Consider the following 17,911-nt stretch of genomic DNA (forward strand, 5'->3'; position numbering starts at 1 on the left):
TGAGCGGCATGGCCGCAGGCAGTCCGACCTCGAGCAGCATCTACATCGCCTCACCCGAGGGCGACACCGGGAAATCGACGATCGCGCTGGGGACGCTGCACCTGCTGGCCGCCACCGGCGGCCGGGTCGGTGTGTTCCGCCCGATCTCGCGGGCCGCGGCCGGCGAGCGCGACTACATCCTCGACCTGCTGATGGAACACGACTCGGCCGATCTGTCCTACGAGGACTGCATCGGCGTCACCTACGAGCAGGTGCACTCCGATCCCGAGGCGACGCTCGCCGAGATCGTCGACCGTTTCCACGCGATGGAGGAGCAGTGCGATTCGGTGCTCGTCATCGGATCGGACTTCACCGACGTCGCGAGTCCCTCGGAGCTGAGCTTCAACGCGCGGATCGCTGCGAACCTCGGCACGCCGATGGTGTTGGCGCTCAAGGCCGCCGACCGCACACCGGACGAGGTGCTCGCGCTCGCCGAACTCTGCCTTGCCGAGGTCCGTGGCGCCCACGCCCAGGCCGCGGCCCTGATCGCCAACCGGTGTGCACCCGACCAACTCGCCGAGGTCAAGACGACCCTGGAGACCACCGGCCTGCCCGCATGGGCGCTGCCCGAGGACCCGGTGTTGGTCGCACCGACGATGAACGAGCTGATGTCCGCGCTCGACGGTGCGCTCTACAGCGGCGATCCCGAACTCCTCGACCGGGAGGCGATGAGCGTGATGGTGGGCGGCATGACCGCCGAACACATCCTCGAACGCCTCACCGACGGTGTCGCGGTGATCACCCCCGCCGATCGGTCCGACGTCCTGCTCGCGCTGGTGACCGCCAATGCGGCACAGGGTTTCCCGAAGTTGTCGGGCATCATCATGAACGGCGGGATCCAACCCCACCCGATGATCTCGTCGCTGGTGGAGGGACTGAAGCCGGCGCTGCCGATCATCACCTGTGAGCAGGGGACCTACGAGACCGCGCGCACCGCCGCGCTGGCCCGGGGCCGGGTCGGCGTCGAGTCGGTGCGCAAGATCGACGCGGCGCTCACGCTGATGGAGGAGCACGTCGACTCCGAGTCGCTGTTGGAGAAGCTGCGGCTCTCGGCGCCGACGGTGGTGACGCCGCAGATGTTCGAGTACCAGCTGATCTCGCGCGCCAAGTCCGACCGCAAACGGATCGTGCTGCCGGAGGGCGACGACGACCGGGTTCTCCGTGCGGCGGGCCGTCTGCTGCGCCGTGGCGTCGCCGACCTCACGCTGCTCGGCGACGTCGACGACGTGCGTTCGCGCGCACAGGAACTCGGCGTCGATCTCGACGCGGCCGAGGTGATCGACCCGACCACGTCGGATCTGCTCGAGCGTTTCGCCGACTCCTACGCGGAGCTCCGCAAGCACAAGGGCATGGACGTGGCCCGCGCGCTGCAGGTCGTCCGCGACGTCTCCTACTTCGGCACGATGATGGTGCACGAGGGGATCGTCGACGGCATGGTGTCGGGCGCGAAACACACCACCGCACACACCATCCGGCCGGCGTTCGAGATCATCAAGACGCTCGAGGGTGTCTCGACGGTGTCGAGCGTGTTCTTCATGTGCCTCGCCGACCGCGTGCTCGCCTACGGGGACTGCGCGATCGTGCCCGACCCGACCGCCGAGCAGCTCGCCGACATCGCCATCTCCTCGGCCGCTACCGCCGAACAGTTCGGCATCGAGACCCGCGTCGCGCTGCTGTCGTACTCGACGGGTGAATCGGGCTCGGGTGCCGACGTCGACAAGGTCCGCACGGCCACCGAACTCGTGCGGGACCGCGCGCCGGATCTGTTGGTGGAGGGCCCCATCCAGTATGACGCCGCCGTCGAACCGTCGGTCGCGCAGAGCAAGATGCCCGACTCGAAGGTCGCCGGTCAGGCGACGGTGCTGGTGTTCCCCGATCTCAACACGGGCAACAACACCTACAAGGCGGTGCAGCGCAGCGCGAACGCCGTGGCCATCGGTCCGGTGCTGCAGGGGTTGCGCAAACCCATCAACGACCTCTCCCGGGGAGCGTTGGTGTCCGACATCGTCAACACCGTCGCGATCACCGCGATCCAGGCCCAGGCCCTGTGATGACGGACGCTGGGCTGGCGGGTGATGCGGCAGGCGCCGTCTTGGTCCTCAACTCCGGCTCGTCATCGCTGAAATACCAGCTGGTGCATCCCGATTCGGGCGAGGTCATCGCGTCCGGTCTGGTCGAGCGCATCGGGTCGGAGACCGCGGCGGCCGAACACGAGCAGAACGGTGACACCCGCAGGTTCGACGGCGCGATCGCCGACCACCACGAGGCGTTGGCGAAGGCGCTGGACCTGTTCGCCGAGGCCGGCACCGATCTGGCGTCGAGCGGCCTGCAGGCGGTCGGGCACCGGGTGGTCCACGGCGGCCAGGAGTTCTCCGAACCCGTGCTGGTGAGCGACGAGGTGATCGAGACCATCGACGCCCTGTCGGGACTGGCGCCCCTGCACAACCCGGTGAACCTGATGGGCATCACCGCGATCCGCGCACTGCTGCCCGACGTCCCCGGCGTCTGCGTGTTCGACACCGCGTTCTTCCACCACCTCCCCGCCGCGGCCGCCACCTACGCGATCGACCGCGACGTGGCCGCCGAGCACCACATCCGTCGCTACGGCTTCCACGGCACGTCGCACGAATACGTCAGTGGTGCGTCCGCCGACTTCCTGGGCGCCGATCCCACCGACCTCCAACAGATCATCCTGCACCTCGGCAACGGTGCCTCGGCCTCGGCGGTGCGCGGCGGCCGGCCGATCGACACCTCCATGGGCCTCACACCGCTCGAGGGTCTCGTGATGGGAACCCGCAGTGGCGACATCGATCCCGCGATCGTGATGTACCTGCGCCGGGTGTCCGACATGGACATCGACGACATCGACCACATGCTCAACTCCGGCTCCGGACTCAAAGGCCTGTGCGGCGAGAACGACTTCCGCACGATCACCTCGATGGTCGCCGACGGTGACGAGGCCGCGCAGCTCGCCTACGACGTCTACATCCACCGGCTCCGTCGCTACATCGGCGCATACATGGTCGATCTCGGTCGCGTCGACGCCATCGTGTTCACCGCGGGTGTCGGGGAGAACGCGCCCACGGTCCGCCGAGATGCACTGGCCGGACTCGAGCGGTACGGCATCGCCGTCGACGACGAGGCCAACGTCGTGCGGTCGCGTGCGGCGCGCCGCATCTCCACCGCCGACTCGGAGGTGGCGGTGCTCGTGGTCCCCACGAACGAGGAACTGGCGATCGCCCGCAAGGCCGCCGCGGTGGTCGCCGGCGCCTGAGCGTCAGTTCCGGACGACGATCTCCTGCGCGCTGCGGGTGATGAGGCCCGCGCGTTCGAAATCGTCGAGCCACCCGGTCATCGGCCATCGGCCCCACCGTCGGTGGAACACCGTCGCGTTCACGACGATGTCGTCGAGGTGTTCGACCGGCGGCCGCGAGACCGGATGGTGCTGGTGATGGGCGTGCGCACCACCGACCCACGAGATTCCGATGCCGGCGACGGCGGCCACGGCGGCGAAATCGGTGTCCTCCCCGCCGTATCCGCGGTAGTCCTCGCAGAAGCCGCCGACACGTCGCCACGTCTGCGGTGTCACCGCGAACGACAACGACCAGAACAGGTCCGGGTCGTCACCGACGACCACGACGCCGTCGGGTGGGTTCGGGCGAGCCGGGTGCGGGTCGGTCGCAGCGGACAGTTCTGCAGTGGTCCAGGGGGATTCGCGTGGGGGAAGGTAGGTGACAGGTCCACACAGCAGGGTGTCGGGGTGGCCTGCAGCGGCCGAGGCGTAGCGCGCGAGGAGATCCGGTGTCGGGATGCAGTCGACGTCGAGGAACACCAGCAGCTCGGCCCCGGCGTCGATCGCGGTCGCGGCGCCGCGATTGCGTGCGGTCGCCAGGGGCAGGCGGTGATCGTCGGTGCCGACGGTGACCAGGGTCGTCGGCACGGGGTTCTCGTCGAGCACGGCGCCCACCGTCGGATCACCCATGGCGACCACCACGTGCACGGCGGGCGGCGACGTCGCCTGGGCGAGACCGGCGCGCTGGGCCCGCAGGTGGCGGTGTCGGCCCGAGACCACCGTCACCACAGCCACTCTCGTCATCGTGCGCGCCCACTCGCCGATGCGAGTTCGGAGATCACCGTGGCGGCACGCTCGGCCGCACCGTCGGTCTGCAGGCGCTTCCAGCGCGTCGCGTCGACGGTCGAGGCCTGTGCGAGCAGGCGGGGCCACGCGTGTGGTGCCGGCCAGGACGGCGTCGTGACCGCGATCCCGCTGCGAGACAGCGCATCGGCGGTCGCCATCTGTTCGTCGAAGGGGCGCTCCTGCGGGATGACGATGGCCGGGGTGGCGGCACAGGCGACGTCGGCGACGGCGTTCTGACCGGCATGGGTGACCACCACCGAGGCCGCGGTGAGCAGTGGCCACACATCCTCGACCCACGAACCCGGGCCCGCGAACCGCCATCGGTGGTCGGGACACGCGGCTGCCGCCGCGTCGACGGCCCGGGTGTCGACCACCGAGCCGCCGGCGCCACCGAGCACGAGGACGGTCGGTTCGGTGGCGGCCGCGTCCGGATCACGGGTGCGGTCGGCGAAGCGACTGATCGACCCCACGTGGTGGGTCTTGTCGGCGAACGGGTGGAGGTGGGCGGGGTCGTAGACGTCGCGCGACCACGGCGCGACGATGCGATCGGCCATCCGGTGCGCGAGGTCGTGTGGGCCGTCGGTGCGGTCACCGGGCATGGCCATCACGACCACCGGTATGCCCATGAGACGCACGAACACCGCGATCTCGACCGACACGTCCACCACCACCACCGACGGCCGCGCCCGTGCGATCCATGCGGCGACCGCCGCCATGCGGTCGGTGAGGCCGTCGACCCCGGTCGGCGCCCAGTGCAGGGTGTCGTGCGCGGTCGGATCCGCGACCGTGTCGACGAGCCGGGGACCGAGCGGATCGACGGGGACGTCGAGCGGCAGATCGAGCCAGTCGACCGCCGGGTGATCGGCCGGCGGACGCCGCGACGACAGCACGGTGACCGGTTCCTCGAGGGCACCGGCGATCGACGCCGACCGGGTCATGTGCCCGACCCCGTGGTGATGCACGTAGTAGCCGATCACGCGGTGCGTCGGCTCAGCATCGCGGTCGGGTCAGCATGCCGTCGTAGAGGTGGAGGTACTCGTCGACCATGCGCGTCTCCGAGCACACATCCTCGGCTCGGCGACGCGCGTCGGCCCGCGACAGCCCCGCGGCCTGGGTGAGCGCCGCGGCGAGCGACGCGACGTCGTCGGGCCGGGCGAGCCGTCCCGACGAGGGGTCGATGATCTCGGGGATACCGCCACGGTCGAATGCGGCCACAGGTGTGCCGCACGACAGCGCCTCGGCCACGACCAATCCGTACGGCTCATCCCACACCGGTGTCACCAGCGCGACGGCCGACCGGCCGACCAGATCGGCCAGTTCCCGTCGGTGCAGATGGCCGACGTACTCGACGTCGTGTCCCAGCCGCGGGGCGATCTCGTCGGCGAAATAGCGGTCGTCCCAGACGGGACCGGCAATGCGGATGGGCATCCCCGCCGCGCGCGCGGCGTCGATCGCGAGGTGCGGCCCCTTCTCCGGGACCAACCGTCCCGACCACACGGCGTGATCGCCGCCGGGGCCCACGGGCCACCGCTCGGTGGCGATGCCGTTGAACACGACGTCGACCGTGCCGGCCACCGGCTCCCACTGTCGCGCGGTGTACCGGCTGACCGCCGCGAACGACGTCGTGATGCCGCGGGAGACGGCGATGGCCGACTCCAACCACGCGAACGGCGGGGTGTGCAGCGTCGTCAGCATGGGGATGTCGAGCATCCGCGACATGGCGATGGGGAGGTAGTGCAGGCTGTGGTTGTGCACGAGATCGTATGTCGTGCTGCCGGTCTCGGCGAGTTCGAGCATCAGTGAGAGGTAGGCGTGATGCTCGTTCACCATGTGTTCGGGGGTCGTCGGATCGGCCTTCGAGATCGCGGAGAGCTCGAGCGTCCGCACCCGGAGCATGCCCGAGGCGATGTCGGTGGCCGATCCGTCGGCGGCGAACAGCGTGACCTCGTGCCCCAGGGCGGTCAGCGCTGTCGCCCACTGGTGGATGTGGGCCTCGAGCCCGCCTGCGAAGGGTTCGGAGATGGGGTGACTCGACGACCCGAGCAGTGCGATCCGCAGCGGTCGGTCGGTGGGCCGGTCGCCGGTCGCGAGATCCGAGGAGCGCAGCGGGGTGAGAACGCCGGTCATGAGGCACGCGCCGCGACGTCGGTGCGGGTGTGGCGCAGTGCCCGGCGGTAGACGACGTCGTGGGCCGCGGCGACGGCGTCGCGTTCGGACACGCGGTCCGAGCGGGTGGCCGTCGGCGGATGGTCCCGCAACAGGTACGTCGACCGCACGGCGCGTTCGAGACTGCCGGCGTCGAAACGGTCGGGACCGAAACCGAACTGCGTGACCGGGCGTTGGTCGCCGTGGTGGCCGCAGTCGCCGATGATCACCGCGGTGCCGACGTCGAAGCACGCCTCGAGCCATCCCGAATGCGTGCCGAAGCGGTAGGGGAGCACCGACACATCGATCACGGAGAGGTAGTGCCACAGGTCGTCGTCGCTGAAACGCGGGTGGACTCGCAGGTCCACGCCGGGCCGACCGGACATCGCGAGCAGATCGCCGGCGCGTGGATGGTCCGCGTCGTCGATGTCGATGCGCAGCGTGACGTCGCCGCCGCTGTCGTTCATGCTCGTCACCGTGCGCACGAGGGTGTCGACGACCGCGCCGGGGTCGAGATTGGCGCGAAAGCTCTTGGCGTGCAGCCCGATCACGAAGCCGTCGTGGGGGGTGCGCGGCGCACCGACACGGTCGAGCGGGGCGACATGCGGGTGCGCGATCACGGTGGGGCGTCGTCCCCACCGCTGCTCGATCTCGTCGGCCGCGCCACGGGTGAGGGTGATGAGTTCGTCGACGCCGGGGATCAGCACGTCGAGGCATGCGCGATGTGCCGCGTCGTCGCGGAAGTGGGGATTGTGCAGGTCGTGCACGGTGAACACGACCGGCTTGCCCGCCGCGTGCACGGTGTCGAGGACCGCCCGCAGGGACGCGGGTGTGGCGGTGTCGAAACCGAAATGCAGGTGCAGCAGGTCGAAGGTGTCGACATGGTCGGCGAGCCATCGTGGTTCGAGCAGACGCGGCGGCCACCAGCGGGCCTCACCGGGCCCCGCATCCGCCGGACGCGGGTCGGGGAGTCGGTGGACGGCTGTGTCGACAACAGAGTCGGACAGCGAATCGAGATGTGCCACATAGGGATGCGCGGTGGGCACCGAGGCGACACGGATGGGGTCAGGAGGGGACGACGAAACCGATGGGATCAGGGTCAAATTTTCTCCGAGCGCGGCAGACGTTACAAAGGGGGGAGGGTCACACCCGGCCCGACTGCTCGAGAGGGAGAAGAAACGTGCTCCTCGACAATAGCCCCTCCCCCCGTCAGGCCCCACCCCGGTGACGAACGACCACGATCCGCGAACGATCCACTACGGAGATTTCTACGGGGTGTCGCAGGCCCCGGGGCCTGAGGACCCACGCCCGCTGTGGGTGGTGTGGGGCAACTGCCAGGCCGAGGCGCTGCGGGTTCTCCTCGACACGGTCGCCGATCGGGCGTTCGTGACGCTCCGGGTCCCGCCGGTGCACGAACTCACCGGCGATGACATTCCTCACGTGCAGGCGCTGCTCGCCCGGGCTCGGGTGGTGCTCTCGCAGCCTGTGCGCTCGGGATATCGAGATCTGCCGATCGGCACCGACGACCTCACCCGGTGGCTGCCCACCGATGCGGTACGCCTCCGGTGGCCGGTCATCCGCTACGGCGGCCTCTACCCCTTCCAGGTCATCGTGCGTGATCCTGCCGCCCCGTCGGTGTCGCCCCCGGTGGTCCCGTACCACGACCTGCGCACGCTGTTCGGCCGCGACGACGTCGAGGTGACCCCGGAACAGATCCGCACCGCGGCGCGGTGGAGCGTCGAACAGCTCGCCGCCCGGGAAACGCGACACTGCGATGTCGGCGTCTCCGACACGCTCCTCGGCCTCGGGGCGGCCGCCGCGCACACCGTCAACCACCCGGGAAACCCTGTCCTCGCGACGGTCGCCACCCGCCTGCTGTCGGCGGCCGGGCATCCCGCCAGTACCGGTGATCCGGGGCGCACCCTGTTGGGCGGCGTGCGGTCGCCGCTGGAGGAGCGGGTGATCGAGGCCCTGGGTCTCCACGCCGCACCGCGCGAGACCTGGACCGTGGAGGGGCGCTCCGTCACGAGCGCACATGTGCACGCCGAGCAGACCGCGTTCTACGCCGACCACCCCACGTACCTCGAATCCGCGCGCACCCGCTACGCGCAACTGCTCGAGATCCTCGGGATGCCAGCGTGATCCGCGCCGGCGTGTCCATGGTGCATCTCCTCGTCGGGCCACCCGAACACGGAGTGGTCCGCTACGGCACGGCGGTGCACGCCGCCCTCGCCGCCGACGACCCGGACGGCCACGCCCTGGTGGCCGTCCCCGCGGTCGACTCCCGGACCGTGGAGAGTGTCTGCGCGCCAACGGGTCCCGGGCTGGTGCATCTGCAGTTCACCGACCGACTGTTCGGCGCGTCGGCTCCCACGGCCGCCGACGCCGCGACCGGCCTGGTCACCGCGCTGCACGAACGGGACGCACGGGTCACCGCCACCCTGCACGACCTCCCGCAACCGTCCGACGGCACCGGTTTCACGCGTCGCGTCGAGTGCTATCGCCGGGTCGCCGCCGCCCTCGACGCGGTCGTCGTGTCCAGCGACCACGAGAGTGCGCTGTACACAGATCATCTCGGACTGCAGTCCCCTCCCGAGGTGATCCCGCTGATGGTCGAGACCCTCGGGGTTGTGCCCGGCGCCGCGAAGCCCTCGGCCGGGACGACATCGGTGGGCGTGCTGGGTTTCCTCTACCCGGGCAAGGGACACATCGAGACCCTGCGCGCCATGGACGATCTCGACGCGAGCGTCGCGTTCGTCGCGCTCGGGGCGCCGTCCCCCGGCCACGACGACCTCGTCGACGAACTCGAGGCGCATGCGGCGGCCGTCGGGCGACCGCTGGAGGTGACGGGCTTCCTCGACGACGCCGAGTTGTACCGTCGCATGGCGACGATCACCGTCCCGGTGGCGCATCATCGACACATGTCGGCGTCGGCCTCGGTGAACACCTGGCGATCGCTGCGACGTGCGCCGCTGGTGCCGCGCACCCGCTACACCGAGGAGATCGCCACCCGGTCCCCGGGGACGCTGGTCGTCTACGCCGACGCCGACCTCCCGGCGACGATCGCTGCGGCACTCGACGATCCGTCGTGCACCCGCATTGCGGGCGACATCGCCGTCCATCCGACACCCGCAGAGGTGGCCGCCGCCCACCGCGTCGTGTTCGAGCGGGTGTGCCGATGACCGCGGACCGGGTGTTCCGCTGCGCCGACGGGACGGTGGTCGTCGCCGACAACCGATGGGATCTCGTCGCCGACGAACCGGCACCGGTCCGCTCCATCAGCGTCGTCATCCCGTACTACGAGCAACCCGCCCAACTCCACCGCGTGCTGACCGCCCTCGATGCCCAGACCATCGGCACCGACCGGGTCGAGGTGATCGTCGCCGACGACGGATCGACGCACCCGCCCGACGTGCGCGGCCACACCGCCGACGTGACCGTGGTCCGCCAGGCCGACAACGGATTCCGCGCCGCGGCTGCCCGCAACCTCGGTGCGCGCGCATCGAGCGGCGAGGTGTTGTGCTTCCTCGACGCCGACACCGTGCCCGAGCCCGATTACCTCGAGTACGCCGCGCGGCTGCCGTCGGTGATGCCCGACGCCCTCGTGGTCGGACGCCGTCGCCACGCCGACTTCACCACCGACCCGCCGACCGAGCTCACCGAACCGCAGTGGCTCGTCGACGCCTACGGCTGGACCGAGAACCTGCTTCGCCCCGGCTGGACCGGGTATCGCTACGTGATCAGCGCGGTGATGACCTGCAGCCGTGTCCTGTTCGACGAGGTGGGCGGGTTCGACGAGTCGTTCACCCGCTACGGCGGCGAGGACTGGGAGCTGGCGAACCGGATGACGATGGCCGGCGCCGTACTGGCCCACGAGTCGCGGGCGGTGGCGTGGCACGACGGACCCGACTGGGCCGAACGCGACACCGCGCGGCGTACCGACGCGAAGAACGGCGAGGCGCTGAGCCTGATGCCGGTCATCACCGAACCGGCCGCGCGCAGCGCCGGTCTGCGTCACGAGGTGCCCGATGTGGTGGCGAGGGTCTCGACCGCGGGCCACAGTCCGGCGTCGCTGTATCGGACGATCGCGTCGATCGTGCGGTCCGGTGATGTCGCGGTGTGGTTGGTCGGCGAGGACGACGAGAGCATGCACGACGTTCTGGCGCTGCAGGATTCACGGATCCGTCGCGGCGTGCCCGGGCGCCACGTCCTCGACCGGTGTCGATTCGTCGTCGACGTGACCGGGCGGGTGGTGTTCGGTGACACCACCCTCGATGCGGTGACCTCTCCACTCGGGCCCGGTGGCGCGGGTGTCGCAGACGTCGCCTTCGGCGCTGCCCCCGCTGCCGTGCGGGTGTCGACGACACGAGCACTCCGCCGTGCGCAGCGCCATCTCGCTCGCCTGGAGATGACGCAGGACGAGGCGACCGCCGCGCTGTTCGGGCACGTGACCGTCGCCGCCGACGATGTGGATGTCGCGGTCGTGCCCGAGGAGCCCTGGCTGAGCTGGTAGTCAGAACAGGGTGTGCGGGCGGATCAGGTTAGCGAGATCGACGAGGTTGAAACGCTGTTTGCGGTCGACGGTCGATCGGGCGAGGCGCCGGAGTGACCGTTCGAGTCCGGCCCGCAGGCCGTGTTCGGTGAACGGGAACCCGAGCAGTGAGATGTTCGGCGACGCTTTGTCGGGGTGGGCGTTCACCCAGCCGAGTGCGGTGCCCAGCACCATGATCGAGAGGCGCGGCTTGCGGGGTTCGGTGTCGGGCATCGCGGCGAGTCGGCGGGCCGCCTCACGCAGCTGGTCGCCGGTGACCTGCTCGGGGTCGCGTCCGTGGACCAGCGCCAGCACCGTGGTGCACGACGCGGTGTTGAAGTGGCGGCTGGTGGCGGGGACGTCGTCGAGTGCCTTCACCGATTCCTCGAACTCGCCTGCGGTGAACAACATCCGTGCCACACCGAAGGCCGCGGTGACGATACCGCGGTCGGTCTGCCACAGCGTCGTGTACTCGCGCAGCGCCACCTCGTCCCAGTGTTCTATCGCCGCAGCGCGATCGGGATCCGCGGCATTCGCGCCGCCGCGGCGCGACCCGGGATCGGAACCCTCGCTGCGCAACCACCGTCCGATGAGTTCGGCGGTCGCAGCGACGGCCAGCTTCGGGGCGATCTCGCCGGGCATGGCCGCGAGCACCGTCGAGAACCGTTCGTGGGCGACCTCGGGCTCCCCGTTGATCAACGCGCACAATCCGAGGAACCACTCGATGCGCCAGGAGTGCTGGTGGTGCCGCGAGGTGATGTCGAGCAGCCCGAGCGCGGTGTCGACGTCGCCGAGTTCGATGTAGGCGCGGGCCTCGGCGAGGTCGACCTCCAGCGACGGATGGTCGTCGCCGGGATCGGTGCCGATCAGCGACGACAGGCCGTCCTGCTTGGCGCTGCGGATCGTGTCGAGGGTCTGGTTGGGTTCCGAGAGCGCTGCCGACGTGAGAAGCCCTGCGGCCGGGTCGGTCTGGTCGACGAGCGGCACGGGAAGCGCCGCGGCGATGTCGTCGGGGTCGAGGAAGGTCTCGGAGTTGATGGGATCGAAGAACCCGTCGACCGGGCCGAGCAGGAGGTCGGTGCCAAAGGTGGTGCGCTGCGGGGTGAACACCGTCGACAAGGCCGGCCGGGGCACACCGGTCGAGCGGGCCACGATCTCGCGGAGCACCGACAGCATCTGCGTCGCCATCTCGTCGGTCGACGAGAACCGTTGCGTCGGATCGGGATCGGTCGAGCGTTGCAGCAACCGGTGGAACGACTCGTTGTCGGCGAGTATCTGCGCGTCCTCGGGGGAGGGGAGGCCGTCGATGTAGCGGCCGTTCTCCATCGGCATCGGCAGGGTGAGGACGGCGAGCGTGCGTCCGATGCTGTAGATGTCGGTGACGATCTGCGGGCCGGTCTTCACGATCTCCGGCGCCTGGAATCCCGGTGTGCCGTAGAGGTGTCCGTATCCGTTGATGGGCGAGACCGCCCCGAGGTCGATCATCTTGACCTCGTCGCCGCCGATCATGATGTTCTCGGGTTTGACGTCGTTGAACACCAGCCCCACCGAGTGCAGGTACCCCAACGCGCCCATCACCTCCAGCAGGTAGGCGATGGCGTGGGAGATCGGGAGGTGCTTGCGGTGGGAGGAGTCGCCGTCGACGGTGGTGAGGCTCTTGAGCGTCGCACCGCCGACGTACTCCATCACGATGTAGCCGAACGTGCGCCCCGAGGTGTCGAGGTGTTCGACGAAGTTGAAGATCTTGACGATGTTCGGGTGCGACACCGACGCCAGGAACTGTCGTTCGGCGAAGGCGACGGCCTGGGCCTCGGCGTCGTTGGAGTTCAGCAGACCTTTGAGGACGACCGCGCGATCGGACACGTTGCGGTCGAAGGCGAGATAGATCCACCCGAGACCGCCGTGGGCGATGGCGCCGGTGATCTCGTACTGGTCGGCCACCATCGTTCCCGGCGCCAGGCCGGGGGTGAACGAGTAGTGCGCACCGCAGTGGGGGCAGTCGCCGTTGAGCGGTCCCTCGCCGGGCCCCGACGACCGACCGAGTGGGCGGCCGCACTGCCAGCAGTCGCGCTTGGCCTCCGGGATGACCGGGTCGGACATCACCGCGTCCTCGGGCTCGATGTCGCGGACCCAGGTGACGTCGACGAGCCCGGCACCGAGCCGACGCCGCTTGCGCGTGACCCGACTGGTCAGGGCCTGCAGCGCGGGCGGGACGCGGGTTCCGGCGTCGTCGGTGGTGGCCTCGGTGCCCGGACCGCCGGTGGGGGTGGCCGCCTGGGTGGCCTGCGTGCCGACGTCGGGGACCGCGGCCCGGGTCGCTTGCGTACCCACCTCGAGCTCAGTCGCCTGTGTGCCCACCTCCAGCTCGGCGGCCTGGGTGGCGACCTCGATGTCGACGGCCTGGGTCGCGACCTCGGCGGCGTCGTCGGTCCCTGCGGCGGTGCCGACGTCAGAGGCCTGCGCGCTGCCGCGTGCGTCGGTCTCGGCCATCGTGGTTCACCTCCGGAGGGGTCGCGTCGATCGTGGTCAGTCGCGGTAGAGCGGCTGGGGCGGGTAGTACAGCGGTCCGAGGATGGAGAGCCACCGAGTGTAGATCTCGTACCAGGTGCCGTCTGCGCGGATCTGGTCGAGCACGCCGTTGACGAATCGCACGAGATCGGGCTGGTCCTTGTTGATCCCGATGCCGTAGGGCTCCTCGCCGAGGCTCGCCCCGACGACGTGGACGTAGGGGTCCTGCGCGGCGAGTCCGGCGAGGATCGCGTCGTCGGTGGACACCGCGTCGACACCGCCCTGCTGCAGCACCACCAGACAGTCGGCCCACGTGGACACCGAGGCGACGCGCACGCTGGGCACCCGTTGCTGCAGTCGGGCGATGGAGGTGGTGCCGCGCGCGGCGCAGACCCGCTTTCCCGCCAGGTCGTCGATACCGTTGATCGGCGAGCCCCGCAGCGCCAGGATGCGTTGTGACGCCTCGTAGTACACCGTCGAGAAGGCGATGTCCTGCAGGCGGTCGCAGGTGATGCTCAGGGTCTTGACCACGAGATCGACCTCGCGGTTCTGCAGCGCCGAGATCCGTTCGTTCGAGGTCAGGATCCGGTACTCGATGCGGTTGGGGTCGCCGAAGATGGCGAGGGCGATCTGCTTGGCGATGTCGACGTCGAACCCCTCGATGTCGCCGCTGATCGGGTCCCGGAAGCTGAACAGGTTCGACCCCACGTCGAGCCCGACGATCAGTCGTCCGCGCGCGAAGATGCCCTCCATCGCCGAGCCGGTCGGCATCCGACCGGCCGGCGGCAGCGGACCGGGACGCAGACTGCCGGTCTCGCAGGACGCCTGATCGGGGACCTCCTCGCGCGGGGCGTCGGTCGTGAGTCCCGGGGGTGTCGGGGTGGTCGCCGAGGCCGAGGGTGGCGGGTCGTCCGGGGCGGGCACGCGCAGACATGCCGATGCGGTGAGCGCGACGACGGCGAGGACGAGCACGGCGAGCAGTCGCCGGAGGGACGTCACCGGTACTCCCGGATACGCGGGGTCATACCCAGCGCCGAGGTGGCCGCGGCCAGGAGACCGAGCACCAGTGTGCCGCTGCCCACGTATCCGATGACGACGCGAGCGGTGTTGATGTCGTCACGGAAGGCGGTCCGGGTGCGTGTGATGCCGTCGATGAGTGCGCGGTCGAGGGTCATGTAGGCCTGCGCGGCACCGTTCGCGGTGTTGCCGACGGCCATCGCGGTCGCACCGTTGAAGTCGCCGGCGTTCGACCGCTCGATGGTCGCGGCGTGCGCGGTCTGCCATGTGGCCAGCGCGGCGAGCGCCCGCTGCACCGATTCACGGGCATCGGTGTCGTCATCGTCGTCGGTGTCGGCGAGATAGGAGTTGAGGGTGGCCGCGATGCGGCCGTTGGCGCTCACGAACTGGTTCTGTAGCGTCGCCTCGTCGCCGCGGCGCACCAGCGACAGCGTCTCCGCCGATCGGGCCTGCTGGGTGAGGATGCGCGCGGAGGTGAGGTCGCGCAGCGGCTGGGCGCCCCGCGTCTCGGCGCTGTTGGTCGCCGACACCGACAGCAGGCTGCCGACGAGCACCCACAGGGCGGCGACGACGGTGAACCCGATGGCGAGCAGCAGACCCAGGTTGAGTCGGCGACGCGTCCGTCGGGCCAGGTACTGGTGGGTCGCGATCAGCGCGACGAGCAGCACGGCCAGCGCGGCATAGACGCCCCACGGTGGATCGGTGAAACGGTTCTGCGGATCGCTGATCGCATTCGAGCGCGCGGTGTAGAGCCGTTGCGCCGCGGGCAGGATCGTGGTCTGCATCAGGTTCGAGGCCTCGCCGAGATAGGCCGATCCGACCGGGTTCCCCAGCCGGTTGTTGGTGCGCGCCGATTCGACGAGACCGGTGTAGACGGGCAGTTGCTCGGCGAGCGAGTTGAGGTCGTCGCGGACGGTCGTGTTCTCCTCGGCCGTCCCGCTCGCCGCCTGGATCAGGGCCTGGGATGCCGTCGCGATCGCCGCCGAGTAGCGGCTGCGCAGGGCCGCGGGTTCGAGTCCACCGGAGATGAAGGCCGCGTTCGCCGACGCGTCGGCGATCGACAGGTCGCTGTAGAGCACCTGTGACGACTCGGCGATCGGCTCGGTGTCGGAGATGGTCTGGGCCAGCGCGGCGGTCCGGTTGTCGAGCGAGGTCGACGCGTACCAGCCGGTGGCGATCGCACCGATCACCAGGATGACCGCGATGAGGAAGAGCTTGCCCGGGCTGGTGCCCGCGAGCTGTCGGATGGTGGCCAGCGGTGACCGAGCCTGATCACGCGCCAGGGCCATCAGTTCGCGTCGCTCGGCGCGTGCCCCGCGGGAGGTGAGGGAGCCGCGTCGCTCGGTGCGTCGGCCGCCGCGACGGGGGCGGAGCAGCCCGCCGGGCCGGGTCGCGGCCGGCCCGGAACCGTCCGGACGGGAGTCGACCGACTCCGATGGCCCACGGATGAGCCGGGAGCGCAGGGACGCCGCGTCGCCGGTCACTGGTGGGTCCCTTCCGTGCGGACGGTGCAGATGTACCTGTCCGACTCTAATCGCGCAGCGCCTGCCCATGTCCGCAACTCCGACGCCGTCACCTCATCTCGGTACGGTTGTGACAGTGCGGCGACCTGCAGGTCGCCCGGGGAGAGACGAGGTTCGACAGTGCGAGGCGACGGTGACGGGTGGGTCTTCGAGTCCGACGGCGCCCGCCACTGGGGTCTGCACGGCGCGGCGGGACTGCTGCTGCGGGCACCACTCGACGACGGATCGGTCGGCATCCTGCTGCAGCACCGCGCGTTGTGGTCGCACCAGGGAGGCACCTGGGGACTGCCCGGCGGAGCCCGCGACTCCCACGAGTCGGCCCGCGACACCGCTGTGCGGGAGGCCGGCGAGGAAGCCGGGATCTCCCACGACGACCTGACCGTCCGCGACGAGGTGCTGACCCACGAGGCCGCCAGCGGCTGGACGTATCACACGGTGATCGCCGACGTCAGCGCCCCGCTGGAGACCGTCGCCAACGTCGAGTCGTCGGAGCTGCGGTGGGTCGCGGAGCACGTCGTCGACGAGCTCCCGCTGCACCCCTCGTTCGCCCAGGCCTGGCCGGCCCTGCGCACCCACATCACCACCGGACTCCCCGACCTGAGCTGATCTCGCAGGTCAGCCGACTGCGCTGATCACCGCAGCCGGTTGGCCGCGGCGATCATCGCGCCCACGCCGGCGAGCGCCGGATCAGCGGCGATGCCCATGCCCCAGGCCCGACGGCCGTCGATGTCGCATTCGACGAAGGTCACGGTGTCGCCGCAGACCGACTGCTGATGCAGGCCGGTGATCTCGACCGCGACGCCGAGCGAGTGCAACATCGCCGTTGCCGCGCCCAGTGGTCCGACGGCGGTGGCGTCGACGGCGCAGATGCGGTCGCCGACGGCGAGCGTGGCGCGGAAGTCGACGAGGTCGTCGTGGGCGGCGACGGCCGACCAGGTGCCCAGGCGGATCGATCCCGACCCGGCGTGGCCCGCGCAGAAATCGCGCCAGTCGAGGGTCTCGGCCGATGCGCGCAGAGCGCGCGGGAGGGGAGTGGCGAACCGGTTCGACGCCGGTTCGAAGGATGTGGATGTGGTGGCGAACATGAGTGGTCTCTCAGGGAAAGAAGGAGGACCGAGAAGACGAGCGCACAGCGACCCCGCAGCGGGGGGTCGGTCGGATCAGACCCCGCTGCGGCGGGCTACGAGAAGAATGCGCGTCATGGTTCGCCGAGAGTAGATCAGGTGCTGATCGGTACACAACCTTCACCGATACCGAGTGCCCTGTGGATGGTCCACGTGGCGAGCGTCATCGGTGCGATCTGTGTACGCGCCCCGCGTGTCAGGTGTCGGACGTGAGCAGGGAACGCAGACGTTCGGCCGCGGCGCGGGGGTCGGGGGCAGCGGTGATGGCCCGGACGACGACGATCCGGCGTGCCCCCACCGCGACCACCTCGGCGACGCGTGTCTCGTCGATGCCGCCGATGGCGAACCACGGCAACCGGGTGGTGCGGGCGGCCGTGGTCTCGACGAGTCCGAGGCCCGCGGCGGGTCGGCCGGGTTTGGTCGGGGTGGGCCAGCAGGGGCCGGTGCAGAAGTAGTCGATGTCGGGATCGGCGTCGGCCGCGGCCGCCTGCGTCGCGTCGTGGGTGGAGCGACCGATGACGGTCCCGCGCCCGACGATCGCACGGGCGGCGGCGGGCGGGAGGTCGTCCTGTCCGAGATGCAGCACATCGGCCGAGGCGGTCGCGGCGATGTCGGCGCGGTCGTTGACCGCGAGCAGCGCGCCGTGTCGGGCGGTCACGCCGGCCAGGTCACCCAGCAGGTCGATCTCCTGGGCGGCCTCGAGCGTCCCGAACTGCTGTTCGCCCGGGGATCCTTTGTCACGCAGCTGCACGATGTCGACGCCGCCGGCGAGCGCGGAGTCGACGAAATCCACCAGGTCGCCGCGTTCACGCCGGGCGTCGGTGCAGAGGTAGAGCCGGGCGTCGGCCAGTCTCGTGCGCGTGTCCACCCGCTCGACCCTAGAGGG

Annotated in this window: 15 protein-coding genes; 6 read left to right on the top strand and 9 right to left on the bottom strand. The window is 70.2% G+C overall.

The features are described from left to right. Window positions 1–8: 8 nt before the first annotated feature. Together pta and ASG12_RS04770 are read left to right on the top strand one after the other, a co-directional pair. Window positions 9–2,090, top strand: a complete 2,082-nt coding sequence (gene pta / locus ASG12_RS04765; protein WP_082501638.1) for a phosphate acetyltransferase — start codon at window positions 9–11, stop codon at window positions 2,088–2,090. Beyond that, window positions 2,090–3,313, top strand: a complete 1,224-nt coding sequence (locus tag ASG12_RS04770) for an acetate kinase (protein WP_200932727.1) — start codon at window positions 2,090–2,092, stop codon at window positions 3,311–3,313. Before pta ends, ASG12_RS04770 begins: the two co-directional genes overlap by 1 nt. Before the next feature lie 3 nt (window positions 3,314–3,316). Here the strand turns inward: ASG12_RS04770 and ASG12_RS04775 are convergent, their stop codons facing one another. The 4 genes from ASG12_RS04775 to ASG12_RS04790 are packed head-to-tail and all read right to left on the bottom strand — an operon-like array spanning window position 3,317 to window position 7,347. After that, window positions 3,317–4,135: a glycosyltransferase family 2 protein gene (locus ASG12_RS04775; RefSeq protein ID WP_055785806.1), complete on the bottom strand. Its 819-nt coding sequence runs from the start codon at window positions 4,133–4,135 to the stop codon at window positions 3,317–3,319. After that, entirely contained in the window at window positions 4,132–5,154 is a 1,023-nt protein-coding gene (locus ASG12_RS04780; protein WP_055785809.1) for a glycosyltransferase, read from the bottom strand. The genes ASG12_RS04775 and ASG12_RS04780 overlap by 4 nt, the downstream gene beginning before the upstream one ends. 13 nt (window positions 5,155–5,167) lie before the next feature. Next, window positions 5,168–6,304, bottom strand: coding sequence for a glycosyltransferase (locus tag ASG12_RS04785; protein ID WP_055785810.1), 1,137 nt, complete (start codon window positions 6,302–6,304; stop codon window positions 5,168–5,170). Further along, complete coding sequence (locus ASG12_RS04790) at window positions 6,301–7,347, bottom strand: glycosyltransferase (RefSeq protein ID WP_235456055.1); 1,047 nt, start codon at window positions 7,345–7,347, stop codon at window positions 6,301–6,303. The genes ASG12_RS04785 and ASG12_RS04790 overlap by 4 nt, the downstream gene beginning before the upstream one ends. Window positions 7,348–7,546: 199 nt before the next feature. On the opposite strand from ASG12_RS04790, the gene ASG12_RS04795 reads away from it, so the two are divergent. Genes ASG12_RS04795 through ASG12_RS04805 form a run of 3 tightly spaced genes read left to right on the top strand, consistent with a single transcriptional unit; the run spans window position 7,547 to window position 10,835 of the window. Beyond that, the gene (locus ASG12_RS04795; protein ID WP_055785813.1) at window positions 7,547–8,464 is read left to right on the top strand and encodes a WcbI family polysaccharide biosynthesis putative acetyltransferase; all 918 of its coding nucleotides are present in this window, start codon (window positions 7,547–7,549) and stop codon (window positions 8,462–8,464) included. Then, a complete protein-coding gene (locus tag ASG12_RS04800; RefSeq protein ID WP_055785814.1) occupies window positions 8,461–9,504 on the top strand; it encodes a hypothetical protein in 1,044 nt (347 codons plus the stop codon). The genes ASG12_RS04795 and ASG12_RS04800 overlap by 4 nt, the downstream gene beginning before the upstream one ends. After that, entirely contained in the window at window positions 9,501–10,835 is a 1,335-nt protein-coding gene (locus ASG12_RS04805; RefSeq protein ID WP_055787666.1) for a glycosyltransferase, read from the top strand. The genes ASG12_RS04800 and ASG12_RS04805 overlap by 4 nt, the downstream gene beginning before the upstream one ends. Here the strand turns inward: ASG12_RS04805 and ASG12_RS04810 are convergent, their stop codons facing one another. Genes ASG12_RS04810 through ASG12_RS04820 form a run of 3 tightly spaced genes read right to left on the bottom strand, consistent with a single transcriptional unit; the run spans window position 10,836 to window position 15,862 of the window. Continuing rightward, window positions 10,836–13,343 (bottom strand): serine/threonine-protein kinase, encoded by a 2,508-nt coding sequence (locus ASG12_RS04810; RefSeq protein WP_082501640.1) that lies wholly within the window; start codon window positions 13,341–13,343, stop codon window positions 10,836–10,838. Window positions 13,344–13,379: 36 nt separating this feature from the next. After that, on the bottom strand, window positions 13,380–14,360 hold the full coding sequence (locus ASG12_RS04815) for a glutamate ABC transporter substrate-binding protein (RefSeq protein WP_055785821.1): 981 nt from the start codon (window positions 14,358–14,360) through the stop codon (window positions 13,380–13,382). After that, window positions 14,357–15,862, bottom strand: a complete 1,506-nt coding sequence (locus ASG12_RS04820; protein ID WP_055785826.1) for a hypothetical protein — start codon at window positions 15,860–15,862, stop codon at window positions 14,357–14,359. The genes ASG12_RS04815 and ASG12_RS04820 overlap by 4 nt, the downstream gene beginning before the upstream one ends. Window positions 15,863–16,021: 159 nt before the next feature. On the opposite strand from ASG12_RS04820, the gene ASG12_RS04825 reads away from it, so the two are divergent. Continuing rightward, window positions 16,022–16,507: an NUDIX hydrolase gene (locus ASG12_RS04825; protein ID WP_055785828.1), complete on the top strand. Its 486-nt coding sequence runs from the start codon at window positions 16,022–16,024 to the stop codon at window positions 16,505–16,507. Between the two features lie 26 nt (window positions 16,508–16,533). Here ASG12_RS04825 and ASG12_RS04830 read toward each other — a convergent pair whose 3' ends face one another. Both ASG12_RS04830 and thiE read right to left on the bottom strand, forming a co-directional pair. Beyond that, complete coding sequence (locus ASG12_RS04830) at window positions 16,534–16,986, bottom strand: hypothetical protein (RefSeq protein WP_055785832.1); 453 nt, start codon at window positions 16,984–16,986, stop codon at window positions 16,534–16,536. Window positions 16,987–17,221: 235 nt separating this feature from the next. Beyond that, window positions 17,222–17,893 (bottom strand): thiamine phosphate synthase, encoded by a 672-nt coding sequence (thiE, locus tag ASG12_RS04835; RefSeq protein WP_055785835.1) that lies wholly within the window; start codon window positions 17,891–17,893, stop codon window positions 17,222–17,224. Between the last annotated feature and the right edge of the window lie 18 nt (window positions 17,894–17,911).

Origin of the sequence: Williamsia sp. Leaf354, from assembly GCF_001424365.1 — a bacterium.
Taxonomy (GTDB): Bacteria; Actinomycetota; Actinomycetes; order Mycobacteriales; family Mycobacteriaceae; genus Williamsia_A.